The sequence below is a fragment of the Pseudomonas sp. TH10 genome, from assembly GCF_016651255.1.
Taxonomy (GTDB): domain Bacteria; phylum Pseudomonadota; class Gammaproteobacteria; order Pseudomonadales; family Pseudomonadaceae; genus Aquipseudomonas.
The window spans coordinates 13725-31543 of sequence record NZ_JAEKEG010000158.1 but is presented as its reverse complement, the minus strand read 5'-3'; the positions used below and the strand labels follow the sequence as shown (position 1 = coordinate 31543).

The following is a 17819-nucleotide window of genomic DNA, read 5'->3' as shown; positions in this document are numbered from 1 at the left end:
GGGAGTAGCAGATCAGGCCACCGGTCAGGATGCCCAGCGCTGCGCCACCTCCCGCCCAGCCGGCACTTTCAATGGCGCCCAGGCCTCCGCCGACCAGGCCGCCGATAAGGCTGCAAATTGGCCAGGTACGTTGATTCAAGGGGGCAGTGCCATCGCTGTGGGTCGCGCAACCGGTCAGCAGGCTGCCAAGCAGCAGAACCGGTAGGACGGTCCTTGTGAGAACACTCATATTGAAAGCTCCTGTGTTACCGGCCCATACCGGTTACACAGGAGTAAAGACCCGCATCCGCGACTGCACAAGCCGCGGAGTGCGAGGGGCATCAACGATTGATTTTGATTTCCGTGCGACGGTTCATCGCGCGTCCGTCTGCCGTTTTGTTATCGGCCACTGGCTGGCTCTCGCCGGCACCGGCCACAGATACGAAGCTGCTGCGCGGTACGCCACTGGAAATCAGGTACTCAACCACCGAATGTGCGCGTTTATCCGACAGTTTCTGGTTGTAGGCATCGCTGCCCACACTGTCGGTATGACCCGTCACAGTCAGTTGTGCGCTGGAGGATTCCTGTTTCAAGCGAGTAGCAATCTTGTCGAGCACTTGTTTGTCGGAAGGAGTGAGCGTCGCCTTGTCGAACTGGAAGTGCACATCACGCACGACGATGACTTCTTCCTTGACGACTACCGCCTCTTCGACCACGGGTGCTGGCACCGGTGGAGGGCAACCGTCAGCATCGACCTGCACGCCTTTAGGCGTGTGCGGGCACTTGTCGCGACTGTCCGGCACGCCATCGCCGTCCTCGTCGCCATCACCGTGAACCCAGCAATAGGCCGCTGCCGTACCGCCGACCACCAACGCTCCATAACCCGCCCACGCCGAGCTCTCCGTCGCGCCGAGACCCGCACCCACAACACCACCGACCGCCGCACAGGTCGGCCAGTCGGTTTTTTGCAAACCTGCGCAACCAGTCAACACACTGGTTAGCAGAATCAAAGGTAATGCTGTCCGAACTATGCTCATCTAGTTTTCTCCTGAAGGATCGGCTTAGAACCGATTCAGGGAGTAAAGACCGGAGTTTTAATCTCCGCCAGCAATAGGCCAACGCTGATTTGCCTCCCGTTCTCCGTGGATCGATGCATTTGCCTCTATAGAGCGCTAGGCCCGGACCTTCGGGCAGGCTAGTCTTGGCAGACGCTGATTGAGGATCCTTGATGATTGCCGGTATTTCTTCGCGCACGCCGCAACAGGCGCTGGCCGCTTTGCTGGACCGCTACGCCCCGGCGCGTCTGCTGTTGATTGGCGCCAGTGAGTTTCCGGCCTTGACGGCTTTTAAAGAGGCCCACCCGGACTGCTGCGTGGCCCATGCCAAGCCGGGGATTCTGCCCGCCGAATTGGCAGCGCAGCGATTCGATCTGGCACTGGTGGTCGATTGCCTGGAACATCTGCCCAAGCGCGATGGCCTGAATCTGTTGGGCGGGATTCGCAATCTGAACGCCAGTCGTATTGCGGTGGTGGCTGACCTGCACGCCAGCGGCTGGCAGGAAACGGACTTTTTCTCCCTGGCCCTGCAAGCCAGCGAGCGGTTTCAGCGCGACGATCAGGTGCTGACGCTGTTCACCTATGATCTGCTTGACTACAAACAGGTACCTGACTGGCTCAACTCACGGTTCTGGGCCAATCCGGAAAACTTCGGCAAATACTGGTGGTAATGCAATGAGTACAGCCATTTGCCCGTGCGGCAGCGGTAATCTGCTGGAGGCCTGCTGCGGCCATTATCACGAAGGCCATCCGGCCCCGTGCGCCGAAGCCTTGATGCGTTCGCGCTACAGCGCCTACGTGCTGGGGCTGATCGACTATCTGCAGGCAACCACCCTGCCCGCCCAGCAATCGGGGCTGGATCTTCAGTCGATCAGCAACTGGAGTGCGCAAAGTACCTGGCTCGGCCTCGACGTCGAAAGCTCGGAAGTCTTCGGCGGTCAGCCGGAACACGCCTTTGTCACCTTCACCGCACGCTGGCATGACAGCCAGGGCGAACACAGCCATCGCGAGCGTTCCTCGTTTGTACAGAACGCCGGGCGTTGGTACTTCATCGATCCGACCGTGCAACTCAAGGCCGGCCGCAACGATGCCTGCCCTTGTGCCAGCGGGCAAAAGTTCAAGAAGTGCTGTGCGGGGTATTTCGGCGCTTGAGGCATGACCTGCATCACCTGCAGGCCCAAGGAAAAATTATCATGATCGCCCGGCGCATCGTCCTCCACCTGCTGACTTTGAGCCTCGTTCTCGGGCTAGGCGGCTGCGCGTCCTGGTTCAGCAGCGACGAGCCGGAACCGCAACTGCATCTGGTGAAGGTGGAAGTGATCCGCGCCAAATTGCTGGAGCAGAAATTCCTCCTGCACTTTCGAGTGGACAACCCAAACGACAGCGACCTGACGGTACGCGGCCTCGAGTACCGTATTCATCTGGGTGACATGCTATTGACCGAGGGTGAACACGAACACTGGTTTACTGTGGGGCCCAAGCGCAGCGCTTATTTCAAGGTGCCGATCCGCACGAATCTGTGGCCAAAAATCCGCGACCTGGTGAAATTGCTGAAAAAACCCGGTCAGCCCATCCCTTACCGTCTGGAAGGAGAGATGGAAACCGGTTTATTCATCGCCCACTACGTGCACCTTGAGCGCAATGGCGTGATAATCCCCGCCGATTTTATTCCGGAGCAACACCGATGACTCAGCAACCTCATGTCCATGGCCCTGACTGCAACCACGATCATGACCATGACCACCATCACGATCATGACCACGGCCACGTTCACGGCCCGAACTGCGGCCACGCCCATCAGGAGCCGGTGCGCAACGCCTTGAAAGACGTCGGCCGCAACGACCCTTGCCCATGCGGCAACGGCAAGAAATTCAAGAAGTGCCACGGCGCTTGATCGGGTCGTTCACCGCTACCCTGTGGGGGCGAGCCTGCGCGCGACAGCGTCCGAACCCGACGCACCGCGTCTCGGCGATCGCCAGCAAGCCGTCCCCTGCAGAATTTGCGCTGTCGCCACCACCATGGTGGATTCGCCGCGTCCCGTGAACGTCCTTAATCAGACAAATCCAGAAATAACCGAATACCCCGCTTGCGCGCCCCTCTCCTGCTCACTAACGTAGCGACTTTATCGCGTTACTACCCCCGCAGGAGCTTTGCCATGGCCTCGCCAGCCCTTACTCATTTTCTTCCCCGGTTCGGCGTTGCCGCAGCAGTGGCCGGTGTTCTGGGCCTGACCGGTTGTCAGACCCTGAACACCCAGGACACCCTCCCGCCCACCACCGGCGTGCAGCCGCTCAAAGGCCTGGCGCAGAACGTCTCGGTGCGGCGCAACGCCATGGGCATGCCGCTGATCGAAAGCAACACCTTCCATGACGCACTGTTCAGCCTCGGCTACGTCCACGCCAGCGACCGTATCAATCAGATGGTCACCCTGCGGCTGTTGGCACAGGGCCGTTTGGCGGAAATGTCCGGCGCCTCGATGCTCGATGCCGACCGCTACATGCGCGCGGTCAACCTGAAGAAAAGTGCTGGTGAGCTGTACAAGGCGTCCTCCCCGCGGCTCAAGCGTTTTTTGAAGTCTATGCCCGGGGCGTCAACGCCTACCTGTTCCGCTACCGCGACAAGTTGCCGGCAGACCTGATGGCAACCGGCTACAAGCCCGAATACTGGCAGCCGGAAGATTCGGCGCTGATTTTCTGCCTGCTGAACTTCAGTCAGTCAGCCAACCTGCCGGAAGAAATTTCCTCGCTGATGCTGGCGCAGACCGTCAGCATCGACAAACTCCCTGGCTGACGCCTTCGGCCCCCGACGAAAAACTGCCAGTGGCCGAGGCCGAGAAACTCCAGGGCATCACGCTCAACGGGCAGATTCCGGGGCTGGTCGACATCAGCAAAGCCGCCAGTCAATTGTCCGACCTGAATTTGCTTGGCGCCACGTCCTCCAATAACTGGGCAATCGCACCGCAGCGCAGCCGCACCGGTAAAAGCCTGCTGGCCAGCGACAGCCATGGCCCGCTCGGCGTGCCATCGCTGTTCAGCTATGTGCAGATTCGCGCGCCGAAATACCAGGCTTCGGGCGTGACCATCGCCGGCCTGCCGCTGGTGCTGGGTGGCTTCAACGGCAAAGTGGCGTGGAGCATGACCACGGTCATGGGCGACAACCAGGACCTGTTCCTTGAAAAAATCAAGCGCCAGGGTAACGGCCTGACTTACGAGGCGGGCGGCAAATGGCAGCCGGTCATGGTTCGTAACGAGACCTACTTCGTCAAAGGCCAGCGGCCGACTCGCGAGGCGGTGTATGAAACCCGGCATGGCCCCCTGCTCAACAGTGCCAAGGGAACCGCCCTGGCCAACGGTTTTGGCCTGGCACTGCAGGCGCCGAGTTTCACCGACGACAAGACCCTGGACGCGTTTTTTGACTTGTCCCGGGCGCAGAATGTCGAGAAGGCCTCGGATGCCAGTCGTGAAATCCGCGCAATTGCGCTGAATCTGGTGTTCGCCGATGCGAGCAACATCGGCTGGCAGGTCACCGGGCGTTATCCGAACCGGCGCGAAGGCGAAGGCCTGTTGCCCTCGCCGGGCTGGGAAGGTCGCTACGACTGGGACGGTTACGCCGACCCGATGCTGCACCCCTACGATCAGGACCCGGCGCAAGGCTGGCTCGGCACCGCCAACCAGCGCGTTATTCCTCACGGTTACGGCATGCAGTTGTCCAACTCCTGGGCCGCCCCGGAGCGTGGCGAACGCTTGGCTGAACTGGCCGGCAGCGCCAAACACGACAGCCGCAGCGTGATCGCCATGCAGTATGACCAAACCACCACGTTCGCCGCCAAGCTGAAGAAAATGTTCGAAGCGCCGGGCATGAAACAACCGCTGAAACAGGCGATCGATGCCCTGCCGGAAGCGGATCGCAGCAAGGCGCGCGAAGCATTTACCCGCCTGATGGCCTTCGACGGCAAACTCAGCCCGACCTCGGCGGATGCGGCGATCTACGAGCTGTTCCTGCAAGAAAGCATGAAGCAGATCTTCCTCGACGAACTCGGCCCCGAGTCCAGTGCGGCATGGAAAGCGTTCATCGCTAACGGTGATTTGTCCTACTCGGCGCAGGCCGATCACCTGTTGGGGCGTGAAGACAGTCCGTTCTGGGATGATATCCGCACTCCGCAGAAAGAAGACAAAGCAGTGATTCTCGCGCGCAGCCTAGCGGCGGCAATCAGTGCCGGCGACAGTCAGTTGGGTGGCGATCACAAAGCCTGGCAGTGGGGCAAACTGCACCGCTACGAGTGGAAAAATGCCAACGGCCAGACCGTTCGCGGGCCGCTCGCAGCGGGTGGCGATCACACGACACTGAACACCGCCGCGTTCGCCTGGGGCCAGGACTTCACCACCACGCGTGCACCGTCGATGCGTTTTATCGTCGACTTCGGCCAGGCTGAGCCGTTGATGGGGCAGAACGGTACGGGTCAGTCGGGGAATCCGGTGAGTCCGAATTACCTCAATGGCATTGATGCGTGGCTGAAGGGGCAGTACATCGGCTTGCCGATGCAGCCGCAAAACTTTGACCGGGTGTACGGTAAAACCCGCCTGACCCTCACCCCGGGCAAATAAACCGCATGTTCAAAAGATCGCAGCCTGCGGCAGCTCCTACACAGATCAATGTAGGAGCTGCCGCAGGCTGCGATCTTTTGCTTTTCAGCCCCGCGAAAAAGTCGATAGAACTTCCGGCCCGGCGCCAGCCTCATAGCTAACAAGCCCCCCATTCTGGTAACGACATGGACCTTGTTATCGCGCGCCCCGAAGGACTTTATTGCCCTGCGGGTGATTTCTATATCGACCCCTGGCGCCCCGTCGAGCGCTCGGTGATCACTCATGCCCACGGCGATCACGCGCACACCGGCAACCAGCATTACCTCTCCAGCAGCGCCAGCGAAGGGATTTTGCGTGCGCGTCTGGGTCAAGACATCAACCTGCAAACCCTCGCCTACGGCCAGCGCCTGACCCACCACGGCGTCACCCTGAGTTTCCATCCGGCCGGCCACGTTCTCGGCTCAGCGCAAGTTCGCCTCGAATATGGCGGAGAAGTCTGGGTTGCCTCCGGCGATTACAAGATCGAACCGGACGGCACCTGCGCGCCCTTTGAACCGGTGCGCTGTCATACCTTCATCACCGAATCGACCTTCGGCCTGCCGATCTATCGCTGGCAGCCGCAGGCGCAAGTGTTCGACGAGATCAATCAGTGGTGGCAGGCCAACGCTGCCGTGGATAAAACCAGCGTGCTGTTCTGCTACTCCTTCGGCAAGGCCCAGCGCATTCTGCATGGCATCGACGCGAGCCTCGGTCCGATTCTGACCCACGGCGCGGTGGAGCCACTGAACCGGGTCTACCGCGAAAGCGGCGTGTACATCCCGCCGACGATTTACGCCGGCGATGTAAAAAAGCGATCCGGTCATGCGCAAGGCCCTGGTGATCGCCCCGCCTTCAGCCGGTGGCAGCACCTGGATGCGTCGGTTCGGTGACTACAGCGACGGCTTCGCCAGCGGCTGGATGCGCCTGCGCGGGACCCGGCGCCGGCGCGGCGTCGATCGCGGTTTTATCCTGTCCGACCACGCTGACTGGCCGGGCCTGCTTTGGGCCATTGGGCAGACCGGTGCCGAACGGGTCATGGTGACTCACGGCTCGGTCGCCGTCCTCGTCCGCCATTTGCGCGAGCAAGGCGCTTGATGCCCAGGGCTTCAGCACTGAATACGGTGACGACGAAGAGGAAGCGACGAGCGCCGAGCAACAAAGCGCAGAGGTTCGCGCATGAAAACCTTCGCCGAACTCTATGCCGAACTCGATGCAACGACCTCCAGCAACGCCAAGCTGGCGGCCATGCAAAACTACTTCGCCCAGGCAGCGCCGCAGGATGCTGCGTGGGCTGTGTATTTCCTGTCTGGCGGGCGACCCCGGCAACTGGTCCCGGCACGCGTCCTGCGCGAGTTGGCAGTGGCGTACTCCGGTCTGTCGCCCTGGCTGTTCGAGGAGAGTTACCAGGCGGTGGGTGACCTGGCGGAAACCATTTCCCTGGTACTGCCCGAATCCAGCCACAGCTCCGATGCTGGCCTTGCGGTCTGGATCGAGGAAAAGCTGCTACCTCTGCGCGGGGAAACACCCGAAGCGCTTGCCCTGGCCTTGCCTGCCCTCTGGTCGCAACTTGATCGCTCCAGCCTGATGTTATGCATCAAGCTGATTACCGGCAGTTTTCGCGTAGGCGTGTCCAAACTGCTGGTGACACGCGCCCTGGCATCCATGGCGGGGCTGGACAGCAAGCGGGTGGCCCAGCGCCTGGTGGGTTATACCGACCTGTCCAACCGCCCGAGCGCCGCCAGTTACCTGAAACTGATCGCGCCGGAATCAACCGACGAACATGCGCAGCGCGGCGGGCAGCCCTATCCGTTTTTCCTGGCCCATGCGCTGTCGCAACCGGTAGACCAGTTTGAAGCCCTGCTTGGCCCTGCCAGCCAGTGGCAAATCGAATGGAAGTGGGATGGTATTCGCGCCCAGGTGGTAAAACGCGAGGGCCGGCTGTGGATCTGGTCTCGGGGCGAAGAACTGGTGACCGAGCGTTTTCCGGAACTGGAGAGCCTGGTGCATGGCCTGCCCGACGGCACGGTGATCGACGGTGAAATCGTTGCCTGGAAAGCCGCGCCAGCCGGGACCGAGGATGCCTTCGACCCGCAAGCGCCCTCGGCACCCTCGGTCCAGCCTTTCGCTTTGCTGCAACAGCGCATCGGCCGCAAAACCCTCGGCAAGAAAATTCTCGACGAAGTCCCGGTGGTGGTACTTGCCTACGACCTGCTGGAATGGAATGGCGAAGATTGGCGCAACCAGTCTCAGGCCCGGCGACGGACCCAGCTGGAGCAGGTTCTCGCCGACTGCAACAACCCGGTTTTGCTGGAATCGCCGGTACTCGCCGGCGAAGACTGGCTGGACCTCGCACGCCAGCGCGAAGCGTCGCGCAGCCTCGGCGTCGAAGGCATGATGCTCAAGGCGCGCGATGCGCTGTATGGCGTCGGCCGCACCAAAGACATGGGCGTCTGGTGGAAATGGAAGGTCGATCCGTTCAGCGTCGATGCGGTGTTGATCTACGCCCAGCGCGGCCACGGTCGCCGAGCCAGTTTGTACAGCGATTACACCTTTGCCGTGTGGGACGGCCCGCCGGAGTCGAGCCAGCGGGCGCTTGTGCCGTTTGCCAAGGCCTATTCGGGGCTGACGGATGCGGAGATGCGCGAAGTCGACAGCATCGTGCGCAAGACCACCGTGGAAAAATTCGGTCCGGTGAGCAGTGTGAAGCCGAGCCTGGTGTTCGAACTGGGCTTTGAAGGGATTGCCCTGTCGCGACGGCACAAAAGCGGGATCGCGGTGCGGTTCCCGAGGATGTTGCGTTGGCGTCGCGACAAGTCAGTGGATGAGGCAGACAACCTGGCCACGTTGCAGGACCTGCTGGGCTGAGATGAACCAATCTGGTGCGCGCATGCAGTGATGCCCGCTTGCGTGCACAAACGCCTGCGCACCGTTCCTCACGGCACCTTTTAAAACGCTTGTTCGGGACTATGGTTCAGAAATTGCTACTTTATTCAGGTCTTACGCTTTCCAGTAACAAATTTTACGCGCCACAAGCGCTCAAATTGGTTCTTAGGGATTGAATAATGAAAAAAGCATTGCTGACCCTTTCTGCACTGGCGTTGTGCATGGCCGCCGGCTCCGCGCTGGCCAAGGAATACAAAGAGCTGCGCTTTGGCGTTGACCCTTCGTACGCACCGTTTGAGTCGAAAGCGGCCGACGGCAGCCTGGTCGGGTTCGATATCGATCTGGGCAACGCGATCTGCGCCGAACTGAAGGTCAAGTGCAAGTGGGTCGAAAGTGACTTTGACGGCATGATTCCGGGCCTCAAAGCCAATAAATTCGACGGTGTGATCTCGTCGATGACCGTGACGCCAGCCCGCGAAAAAGTCATCGACTTCTCCAGCGAGCTGTTCTCCGGCCCGACCGCTTACGTGTCGAAGAAAGGTTCCGGTATCACCGCAGACGTCGCCTCGCTGAAAGGCAAAACCATTGGCTACGAGCAAGGCACCATCCAGGAAGCCTACGCCAAAGCCGTTCTGGACAAGGCTGGCGTGAAAACCCAGGCCTATCAGAACCAGGATCAGGTGTATTCCGACCTGACCTCCGGCCGTCTCGATGCCGGCATTCAGGACATGCTGCAAGCCGAACTGGGCTTTTTGAAGTCGCCACAGGGCGCCGACTATGACGTCAGCAAGCCAGTCGACAACGAATTGCTGCCAGCCAAAACCGCTGTCGGTATTAAGAAAGGTAACACTGAGCTGAAAGCGCTTTTAGATAAAGGTATCAAAGCGTTACACGATGACGGCAAATACGCCGAGATTCAAAAGAAACACTTTGGCGATCTGGTTCTGTACAGCGGCAAATAATGCCTCGGCGCCCATCCTCGATGGGCGCCTTTTCCATCCGCTCAGGTTGCTGATTTATGTTCGAAAACCTCTTACAAAATCTGGGGCTCTCCGCCTTCAGCCTCAAGGGTTTCGGCCCTTTGCTGTTGGAAGGTACCTGGATGACCATCAAATTATCGGCGTTGTCGCTGCTGGTGGCCGTGTTGCTCGGCCTTATCGGCGCCAGCGCCAAGCTGTCAAAAGTCAAACTGGTGCGCCTGCCCGCCCAGCTCTACACCACGTTGATTCGCGGGGTGCCGGATCTGGTGCTGATGCTGTTGATCTTCTACAGCCTGCAAACCTGGCTGACGACATTCACCGATTACATGGAATGGGAATACATTGAAATCAACCCGTTCAGTGCCGGGGTCATTACCCTGGGCTTCATTTATGGCGCGTACTTCACCGAGACCTTCCGTGGCGCGATCCTCGCAGTGCCCCGGGGCCAGGTCGAAGCCGCCACCGCCTACGGGCTCAATCGCGGCCAACGCTTTCGTATCGTGGTGTTCCCGCAAATGATGCGCTTTGCCCTGCCAGGCATCGGCAACAACTGGATGGTAATGCTCAAGGCCACCGCACTGGTGTCGATCATCGGCCTCGCCGACCTGGTCAAGGCCGCACAGGACGCCGGTAAGAGTACCTACCAACTGTTCTATTTCCTGGTCCTCGCCGCGTTGATCTATCTGTTGATCACCAGTGCCTCGAACTTCATCCTGCGCCGCCTCGAACGCCGCTACGCCGCCGGTGCCCGGGAGGCCGTACGATGATCGAACTTCTACAGGAATACTGGAAAGCCTTCCTTTATACCGACGGGCAAAACATTACCGGACTGGCGATGACGATGTGGCTGCTCAGCGCATCGATCTTCATCGGTTTCCTTGTGTCGATTCCGTTGTCGATCGCTCGCGTCTCGCCGCACTTCTACATTCGCTGGCCGGTGCAGTTTTATACGTACCTGTTCCGTGGCACGCCGTTGTATATCCAATTGCTGATCTGCTACACCGGGATTTACAGCCTCGCCGCCGTGCGTGCGCAGCCGATCCTCGACAGTTTCTTTCGCGATGCGATGAACTGCACGATCCTGGCTTTTGCCCTGAACACCTGCGCCTACACCACGGAGATTTTCGCCGGGGCGATTCGCAGCATGAACCACGGTGAAGTCGAAGCTGCCAAGGCCTATGGCCTGACCGGCTGGAAGCTGTATGCCTACGTGATCATGCCGTCGGCACTGCGCCGCTCGTTGCCGTATTACAGCAACGAAGTGATCCTCATGCTGCACTCGACCACCGTGGCCTTCACCGCGACCATCCCCGATATCCTGAAAGTCGCCCGGGACGCCAACTCGGCGACCTTCCTGACGTTTCAGTCGTTCGGTATCGCCGCACTGATCTACCTGACCATTACCTTTGCGCTGGTCGGCCTGTTCCGCCTCGCCGAACGCCGATGGCTGGCCTTCCTCGGCCCGACTCACTAGGACACCTTTGCAATGCGCCACCAGATCCATGAGCTGCTGGCCCCACTGCCGGGGACAGCACGACAGATTCACAGCTTCCACTTCGGCCCGGAGCAGGCCAAAGGCAAAATCTACATCCAGTCGTCACTGCACGCCGATGAACTGCCCGGCATGCTCGTCGCCTGGCACCTCAAGCAGCGTCTGGCGGAGCTGGAAGCCGCCGGGCGCCTGCGCAGCGAAATCGTGCTGGTGCCAGTGGCCAACCCGGTCGGCCTCGAACAAGTGCTGATGGACGTGCCGCTGGGCCGCTACGAACTGGAGAGCGGGCAGAACTTTAACCGCTGGTTCGTCGACCTCAGCGAAGAAATCGGCAACGCCATCGAGGGCAAGCTGAACGACAATCCACAGCACAACCTCGAATTGATCCGCACACATCTGCGCGACGCCCTCGCTCGCCAGACCGCCAGCACCCAATTGCAATCCCAGCGCCTGACCCTGCAACGGCTGGCCTGCGACGCCGACATGGTGCTGGACCTGCATTGCGATTTCGAAGCCGTTGCGCACCTTTACACCACGCCCGAAGCCTGGCCACAGGTCGAACCGCTGGCGCGCTACATCGAATCTCAAGCAAGCCTGTTGGCCACCGATTCCGGCGGCCAGTCGTTCGATGAATGCTTCACCCTGCTGTGGTGGCAATTGAAGGAACGCTTCGGCGAACACTTTGAGATTCCGCTGGGCAGCTTTTCCGTGACCGTCGAATTGCGCGGCCAGGGTGACGTCAATCATCCGATGGCCAGCCGCGACTGCCAGGCACTGATCGATTATCTGATCCACTTCGGCGCTATCGTCGGCACGCCGGGGCCATTGCCCGAATTGCCCTACCCCGCGACCCCGTTGGCCGCGGTGGAGCCCGTAACGACGCCGGTCGGTGGTCTGCTGGTGTACACGGCGGTTGCCGGCCAGTACCTGGAGGCCGGGCAGCAAATCGCCGAAATCATCGACCCGATCAACGACCGCGTCACCCCCATTCATTGCATCTGCGCCGGCGTGATGTACGCCCGCTCGCTGCGACGCATGGCCACGGCCGGCATGGTCATCGCCCACGTCGCGGGCGCCGAAGCGTATCGCAGCGGCTACCTACTTTCGCCTTGAGGATGTCTGTCCCATGTACAAACTGACCGTTGAAGGCCTGCACAAAAGCTATGGCGACCATCAGGTGCTCAAAGGCGTTTCGCTCAAGGCCAAGACCGGCGACGTGATCAGCCTGATCGGCGCCAGCGGCTCGGGCAAAAGCACCTTTTTGCGTTGCATCAACTTTCTCGAACAACCCAACGACGGCGCCATGAGCCTCGACGGCAAAACCATCCGCATGATCACCGACCGCCATGGCATGCACGTCGCCGACGCCGATGAACTGCAACGCCTGCGCACACGCCTGGCGATGGTGTTCCAGCACTTCAATCTGTGGAGCCACATGACAGTGCTGGAGAACATCACGATGGCACCGCGCCGGGTGCTGGGCTGCGACAAAAAGGAAGCCGAGGACCGCGCTCGGCGTTATCTGGACAAGGTGGGCCTGGCGGCGCGGGTGGCCGATCAGTACCCGGCCTTTCTCTCGGGCGGTCAGCAACAACGCGTGGCGATTGCCCGGGCGCTGGCGATGGAGCCGGAGGTGATGTTGTTCGACGAGCCTACTTCAGCCCTGGACCCGGAATTGGTCGGCGAAGTGCTGAAAGTGATCCAGGGCCTGGCCGAAGAGGGCCGCACGATGATCATGGTGACTCACGAGATGAGTTTCGCGCGCAAGGTGTCGAACCAGGTGCTGTTTCTGCATCAGGGTCTGGTCGAGGAGGAAGGCGCGCCCGAGGATGTATTGGGCAATCCGCGCAGCGAGAGGTTGAAGCAGTTCCTGAGCGGAAACCTGAAATAACGGGAGCTCGATTGCCTGGCCCCCAGATCATTTCTGCGGTGGCGCCTGCGTAGGAGCTGTCGAGTGAAACGAAGCTGCGATCTTTTGAACTAGTTCAGCAAACGCCAGCTCGAAAGATCGCAGCTTCGTTTCACTCGACAGCTCCTACAGGGCGCAAGCAGCCGGCATGGGATCCTCTCCAGACTTTGCAAAAAAATGGTTCAGCGCTCGCGGCTGGAAGCCGTTCGCTTTTCAAAAGCAGGTCTGGGCCGCCGTCAAGCAAGGCCAGTCAGGACTGCTGCACGCCAGTACCGGCGCCGGCAAAACCTACGCCGTCTGGTTTGGCGCACTCAACCGCTACGCCAGCACCCTCTCCCCGGTCGAAACCCCGCGCAAGCGCAAACCTGTAGCCGAACCCTTGACCGTCCTGTGGATTACCCCGATGCGCGCATTGGCGGCGGACACCGCGCGTGCATTGGAGGGGCCACTGCAGGACCTGCAGATACCCTGGAGCGTCGGCCTGCGAACCGGTGACACCAGCAGCAGCGAACGGGCCAGGCAAAGCAGGCGCCTGCCCACCACGCTGATCACCACCCCGGAAAGCCTCACTCTGCTGCTGGCCCGGGCCGACGCGCAAAGCGCCTTGTCGACCTTGCGCATGATTGTGGTGGATGAATGGCACGAATTGCTCGGTAACAAGCGCGGAGTGCAGTTACAACTGGCCCTCGCCCGCCTGCGCCGCTGGCAACCCGACCTGGTGGTCTGGGGCGTGTCCGCCACCTTGGGTAATCAGGCCCACGCCGAGCAAGTGCTGATCCCTCATGGCGGCGGCATTAGCGTGCAGGGCCAGAGCGGCAAAGACCTGCGAGTCGATTCACTGCGCCCTCCCGCCATCGAACGCTTTCCCTGGGCCGGACACATCGGTCTGAAGATGCTGCCGCAGGTGGTTGCCGAGCTGGACGCCTGCGCCAGCACCCTGGTGTTCACCAATACCCGAGCGCAGTCGGAAATCTGGTATCAGGCATTGCTTGAAGCCCGGCCGGATTGGGCCGGATTAATCGCCCTGCATCACAGTTCATTGTCCCGCGACACCCGCGACTGGGTCGAAAAAGCCTTGAAGGACGGTTTTTTGAAAGCCGTGGTCTGCACCTCAAGTCTGGATCTGGGGGTGGATTTTTTACCCGTCGAACGCGTGCTGCAAATCGGCTCGGCCAAAGGTGTCGCACGCTTGATGCAACGCGCCGGACGTTCGGGACACGCACCGGGACGCAGCTCGCGGGTGACGCTGGTTCCGACCCACAGCCTTGAACTGATCGAAGCGGCAGCCGCCCGCGATGCCGTCGAGCAACGGCGCATTGAACCCCGTCTGTCGCCGCACAAACCGCTGGATGTGTTGGTGCAGCACTTGGTCAGCATGGCCCTCGGCGGCGGATTTTTACCTGATGAGTTGTACGAAGAAGTCCGCGGTGCCTGGGCCTATCGCGATCTGACGCCTGAGGACTGGGCCTGGGCGCTGGCTTTCGTGCGCCATGGCGGGATGTCTCTGACAGCCTATCCGGATTATCGCCGGGTAGAACCGGACGAAAACGGCGTCTGGCGTGTTCCGGACGCGCGCCTCGCGCGGCGCCATCGCATGAGCGTTGGCACCATCGTCAGCGACGCGAGTATTCAATTGAAATTCTGGAGCAAGGGCGGCGGTGGCAAGCAGTTGGGCAGCGTAGAGGAAGGTTTTATCGCTCGACTCAAACCCGGTGATGGCTTCCTCTTCGCCGGGCGTTTGCTGGAGTTGGTGCGAGTGGAAAACATGACGGCCTACGTGAAACGCAGCAGCGTAAAAAAAGCCGCCGTGCCGCGCTGGAATGGCGGACGCATGCCGCTGTCCAGCGAATTGGCCGAAGCCGTGGTCACTCGCTTCAGCGCTGCGGCACGGGGCGAGTTCAGCGGTCCGGAAATGCAGGCCTTGCGACCGTTGCTGGAGGTGCAGCAACAATGGTCCGGGCTGCCAACGGATAAAAGCCTGCTGGCCGAGGCCCTGAAATCCCGCGAGGGCTGGCACCTGTTTCTCTACCCTTTTGCTGGACGCCAGGTGCACCTGGGTCTGGCCAGCCTGCTGGCGTGGCGGGTCAGTCAACGCCTGGCAGTTACGTTCTCCATTGCGGTGAATGATTACGGGCTGGAGTTGCTGAGCGCCACCCATGTGGACTGGGCTGAGCATCTCGACCCGGCGCTGCTCAGTCCTGAGCGCTTGATGGCTGATGTGCTTGCCAGCCTGAATGCGGGCGAGCTGGCCTTGCGCCGTTTTCGCGAGATTGCGCGCATCGCCGGCCTGGTGTTTGCCGGTTATCCAGGTGCGCCGAAAAGTACCCGGCAGGTACAGGCCTCCAGCGGCCTGTTTTTCGAAGTCTTCAAGCAATACGATTCTGACAACTTGCTGCTGGCCCAGGCAGGGGAAGAGGTGTTGCGCGAGGAACTGGATATACGGCGCCTTGAAGAGACACTTGAGCGAATCGGGCGACTCAGGCTCGACCTGCACCCGATCAAACGTCCTACACCGCTGGCCTTTCCACTGCTGGTAGAGCGCATGCGCGAAAGCATGAGCTCGGAAAAACTTGCCGACCGCATCCGCCGCATGGTCAGCGACCTGGAAACGACTGCAGAGACAGGGAAAGCCTGATGAGTACACCCTACCCCGTCCGGCTCGCGGGTGAAGAGCTGTGGCTGTTACCGGAAAAAGCCATCTACTGGCCAGCGCAGGAGGCATTGCTGGTGGCCGATGTGCACTTTGGCAAGGCTGCCGCGTATCGGCGCCTGGGTCAGCCCGTGCCTCAGGGCACTACCACGCAGAACATCCGTGTGCTGGACGCGCTGCTGGCGCGACTGGCGTGTCGGCAACTCATTTTCCTGGGTGACTTCCTGCACGGCCCTGGCTCCCACGCACCGGCTACTTTGAGCGCCCTGGCGCAGTGGCGTGCGCGGCACATCGACCTGCCGATGACATTGATCCGCGGCAATCATGACAAGCGCGCCGGCGACCCGCCCACCTCATTGAACATTCGCGTAGTGCCGGAGCCAATGCTGCTCGGGCCCTTTGCGCTGCAACATGAGCCTGACCCGCACCCCGACCGGCACGTGCTGGCCGGTCACGTCCATCCGGTGTATCGGCTTCAGGGTCGCGGGCGACAAAGCTTGCGCCTGGCGTGCTTCAGGCTTGCAGAGGCTGTCAGCCTGCTACCCGCCTTCGGCGCATTTACCGGCGGGTACCAGGTCGCGCGGGATGACAGTTGCAGATTGTTCGTGATTGGCGACAACGAGATATGGCCGGTGTAGGAGCTCTCGCTCCCACACAGCAATGGCCGAAGCATCAGGCGACTGGCGCCGGTGGCGGCTCGTCCGGCAAGGTGGGCTCGCCTGGCTCGGTCGGTTGCTCATTGGGGGTGTCGGGATCAGGCTGACCGGGAATTCCACCGGCCATGCTCAAGGATGGTTGTGCCAACAGGGACCAGGCCAATACGCCAACCTGATTGGGCTCAAGCCTTGCCAGCTCGGCAGTGATATGCGGGTCGATCTTCATGGAGCACTCCTGAGCAGTGGCCCGGTTCACTGTGCGCGAACCGGGCAGTACACCCCATAGAGTGTCTGCCCGCCAAAGAATTCCCGACATCCGCCGGATGGAGAATCAGGTACGCGGCAGAGTCACGCCACGCTGGCCCTGGTACTTGCCGCCACGATCCTTGTAGGAAACTTCACACTCTTCGTCGGATTCGAGGAAGAGCATCTGCGCCACGCCTTCGTTGGCGTAGATTTTCGCCGGCAGGTTGGTGGTGTTGGAAAATTCCAGCGTTACGTGACCTTCCCACTCTGGCTCGAGCGGGGTGACGTTAACGATGATGCCGCAGCGCGCGTAAGTGCTTTTGCCCAGGCAGATGGTCAATACGTTGCGCGGAATACGGAAGTATTCGACGGTGCTGGCCAGTGCGAAGGAGTTCGGCGGAATGATGCAAACGTCGCTGTGGATGTCGACGAAGCTGCCCGGATCGAAGTTTTTCGGATCGACGATCGACGAGTTGATGTTGGTGAACACCTTGAAATGATTGGTGCAACGCACATCGTAGCCATAGCTCGACACACCGTAGGAGATCACCCGGCTGTCGTCGTTGCCACGTACCTGGCGCTCGACGAAAGGCTCGATCATGCCGTGTTCCTGCGCCATGCGGCGAATCCACTTGTCCGATTTGATGCTCATGGCGGGGTGTCCTGAATAGCGAGGTGGAAAAATTCTGTCCGGCATCTTACCGGGCGCGCCGCCGGGTTCAAAGTGCGCAATAAAATTCTCCCGAGCGCGCCCCCGAATTTCCGGGCCCTCAGTCTATTTTGATGCACCGTCAGTCACGAAATAAGAGAAACCTTCGCAAGAAGCATTGGCACGTCTCGGAAAAAGGGTTAAGGTGGCGCCACTGTGCTGCTTGTGTCACTGAGAATCTCTACACGATATGTTGAATTTCGATCCAACCATCTACAAGAATTTTTCCTGCTCTTTGCACTCAGTCTCGGCCAGGGTTCTTCCTGAGTCGCAGTTATCTTTGTTCAAGGAGTTACACCATGTCTAATCGCCAAACCGGTACCGTTAAGTGGTTCAACGATGAAAAAGGCTTCGGCTTCATCACTCCACAATCCGGTGACGACCTGTTCGTTCACTTCAAAGCTATCCAATCCGACGGCTTCAAAAGCCTGAAAGAAGGCCAACAGGTTTCTTTCATCGCTACCCGCGGTCAGAAAGGCATGCAAGCTGAGGAAGTACAAGTTATCTAACTTGTAGCTTCTTTAGAAAAGAGCCCCGCCCTTAAAAGCGGGGCTTTTTTGTGCCTGTGTGTTTTTGCCAGGGCAAAAGATCGCGGCCCGAGCCTTCGGCAGCTCCTACAGAGTTTTGCATTCATCCTG

General features: G+C 60.4%; 16 protein-coding genes and 3 pseudogenes. 15 read left to right on the top strand and 4 right to left on the bottom strand.

Annotated elements, in window-relative coordinates; all coding sequences use genetic code 11:
- A pseudogene (locus tag JFT80_RS21320) lies at positions 1–229 on the bottom strand (OmpA family protein); the annotation flags it as partial.
- Positions 230–320: 91 nt separating this feature from the next.
- Positions 321–1016 carry an OmpA family protein gene (locus JFT80_RS21315; protein WP_201149244.1) on the bottom strand — a complete coding sequence of 232 codons (696 nt, stop codon included), beginning with the start codon at positions 1014–1016 and terminating at the stop codon, positions 321–323.
- Between the two features lie 191 nt (positions 1017–1207).
- Between JFT80_RS21315 and JFT80_RS21310 the strand changes: the two genes are divergently transcribed.
- The 14 genes and pseudogenes from JFT80_RS21310 (at position 1208) to pdeM (ending at position 16208) form a co-directional block, all read left to right on the top strand.
- The gene (locus tag JFT80_RS21310; protein WP_201149243.1) at positions 1208–1705 is read left to right on the top strand and encodes a DUF6231 family protein; all 498 of its coding nucleotides are present in this window, start codon (positions 1208–1210) and stop codon (positions 1703–1705) included.
- Between the two features lie 4 nt (positions 1706–1709).
- Positions 1710–2186 (top strand): YchJ family protein, encoded by a 477-nt coding sequence (locus JFT80_RS21305; RefSeq protein ID WP_201149242.1) that lies wholly within the window; start codon positions 1710–1712, stop codon positions 2184–2186.
- Positions 2187–2227: 41 nt separating this feature from the next.
- Positions 2228–2722: an LEA type 2 family protein gene (locus JFT80_RS21300; protein ID WP_201149241.1), complete on the top strand. Its 495-nt coding sequence runs from the start codon at positions 2228–2230 to the stop codon at positions 2720–2722.
- Entirely contained in the window at positions 2719–2928 is a 210-nt protein-coding gene (locus JFT80_RS21295) for an SEC-C metal-binding domain-containing protein (RefSeq protein ID WP_008083915.1), read from the top strand. Before JFT80_RS21300 ends, JFT80_RS21295 begins: the two co-directional genes overlap by 4 nt.
- 261 nt (positions 2929–3189) lie before the next feature.
- A pseudogene (locus tag JFT80_RS21290) lies at positions 3190–5638 on the top strand (penicillin acylase family protein).
- A gap of 164 nt (positions 5639–5802) precedes the next feature.
- Positions 5803–6836, top strand: a pseudogene (locus JFT80_RS21285) (ligase-associated DNA damage response exonuclease).
- Positions 6833–8521, top strand: a complete 1689-nt coding sequence (locus tag JFT80_RS21280) for an ATP-dependent DNA ligase (RefSeq protein WP_201149239.1) — start codon at positions 6833–6835, stop codon at positions 8519–8521. Before JFT80_RS21285 ends, JFT80_RS21280 begins: the two are co-directional and overlap by 4 nt.
- A 197-nt stretch (positions 8522–8718) precedes the next feature.
- Positions 8719–9501, top strand: a complete 783-nt coding sequence (locus JFT80_RS21275) for a transporter substrate-binding domain-containing protein (RefSeq protein ID WP_201149237.1) — start codon at positions 8719–8721, stop codon at positions 9499–9501.
- A gap of 56 nt (positions 9502–9557) precedes the next feature.
- A complete protein-coding gene (locus tag JFT80_RS21270; protein WP_201149235.1) occupies positions 9558–10286 on the top strand; it encodes an ABC transporter permease in 729 nt (242 codons plus the stop codon).
- Positions 10283–10993, top strand: coding sequence for an ABC transporter permease (locus JFT80_RS21265; RefSeq protein ID WP_201149233.1), 711 nt, complete (start codon positions 10283–10285; stop codon positions 10991–10993). The genes JFT80_RS21270 and JFT80_RS21265 overlap by 4 nt, the downstream gene beginning before the upstream one ends.
- Positions 10994–11005: 12 nt before the next feature.
- A complete protein-coding gene (locus JFT80_RS21260; protein WP_201149231.1) occupies positions 11006–12124 on the top strand; it encodes a succinylglutamate desuccinylase/aspartoacylase family protein in 1119 nt (372 codons plus the stop codon).
- Positions 12125–12137: 13 nt separating this feature from the next.
- Positions 12138–12902 carry an ABC transporter ATP-binding protein gene (locus JFT80_RS21255; protein WP_201149229.1) on the top strand — a complete coding sequence of 255 codons (765 nt, stop codon included), beginning with the start codon at positions 12138–12140 and terminating at the stop codon, positions 12900–12902.
- A 166-nt stretch (positions 12903–13068) separates the two neighbouring features.
- Complete coding sequence (locus tag JFT80_RS21250) at positions 13069–15555, top strand: ligase-associated DNA damage response DEXH box helicase (protein ID WP_201149226.1); 2487 nt, start codon at positions 13069–13071, stop codon at positions 15553–15555.
- Positions 15555–16208 carry a ligase-associated DNA damage response endonuclease PdeM gene (pdeM, locus tag JFT80_RS21245; protein WP_201149224.1) on the top strand — a complete coding sequence of 218 codons (654 nt, stop codon included), beginning with the start codon at positions 15555–15557 and terminating at the stop codon, positions 16206–16208. The genes JFT80_RS21250 and pdeM overlap by 1 nt, the downstream gene beginning before the upstream one ends.
- A gap of 34 nt (positions 16209–16242) precedes the next feature.
- Here the strand turns inward: pdeM and JFT80_RS21240 are convergent, their stop codons facing one another.
- Both JFT80_RS21240 and dcd read right to left on the bottom strand, forming a co-directional pair.
- Positions 16243–16452: a hypothetical protein gene (locus JFT80_RS21240; protein WP_129390065.1), complete on the bottom strand. Its 210-nt coding sequence runs from the start codon at positions 16450–16452 to the stop codon at positions 16243–16245.
- Between the two features lie 105 nt (positions 16453–16557).
- The gene (gene dcd, locus JFT80_RS21235; protein WP_201149222.1) at positions 16558–17124 is read right to left on the bottom strand and encodes a dCTP deaminase; all 567 of its coding nucleotides are present in this window, start codon (positions 17122–17124) and stop codon (positions 16558–16560) included.
- 356 nt (positions 17125–17480) lie between these two features.
- Here dcd and JFT80_RS21230 point away from each other — a divergent pair, with 356 nt between their 5' ends.
- Entirely contained in the window at positions 17481–17690 is a 210-nt protein-coding gene (locus tag JFT80_RS21230; RefSeq protein WP_002554837.1) for a cold-shock protein, read from the top strand.
- The last annotated feature ends 129 nt before the right edge of the window (positions 17691–17819 follow it).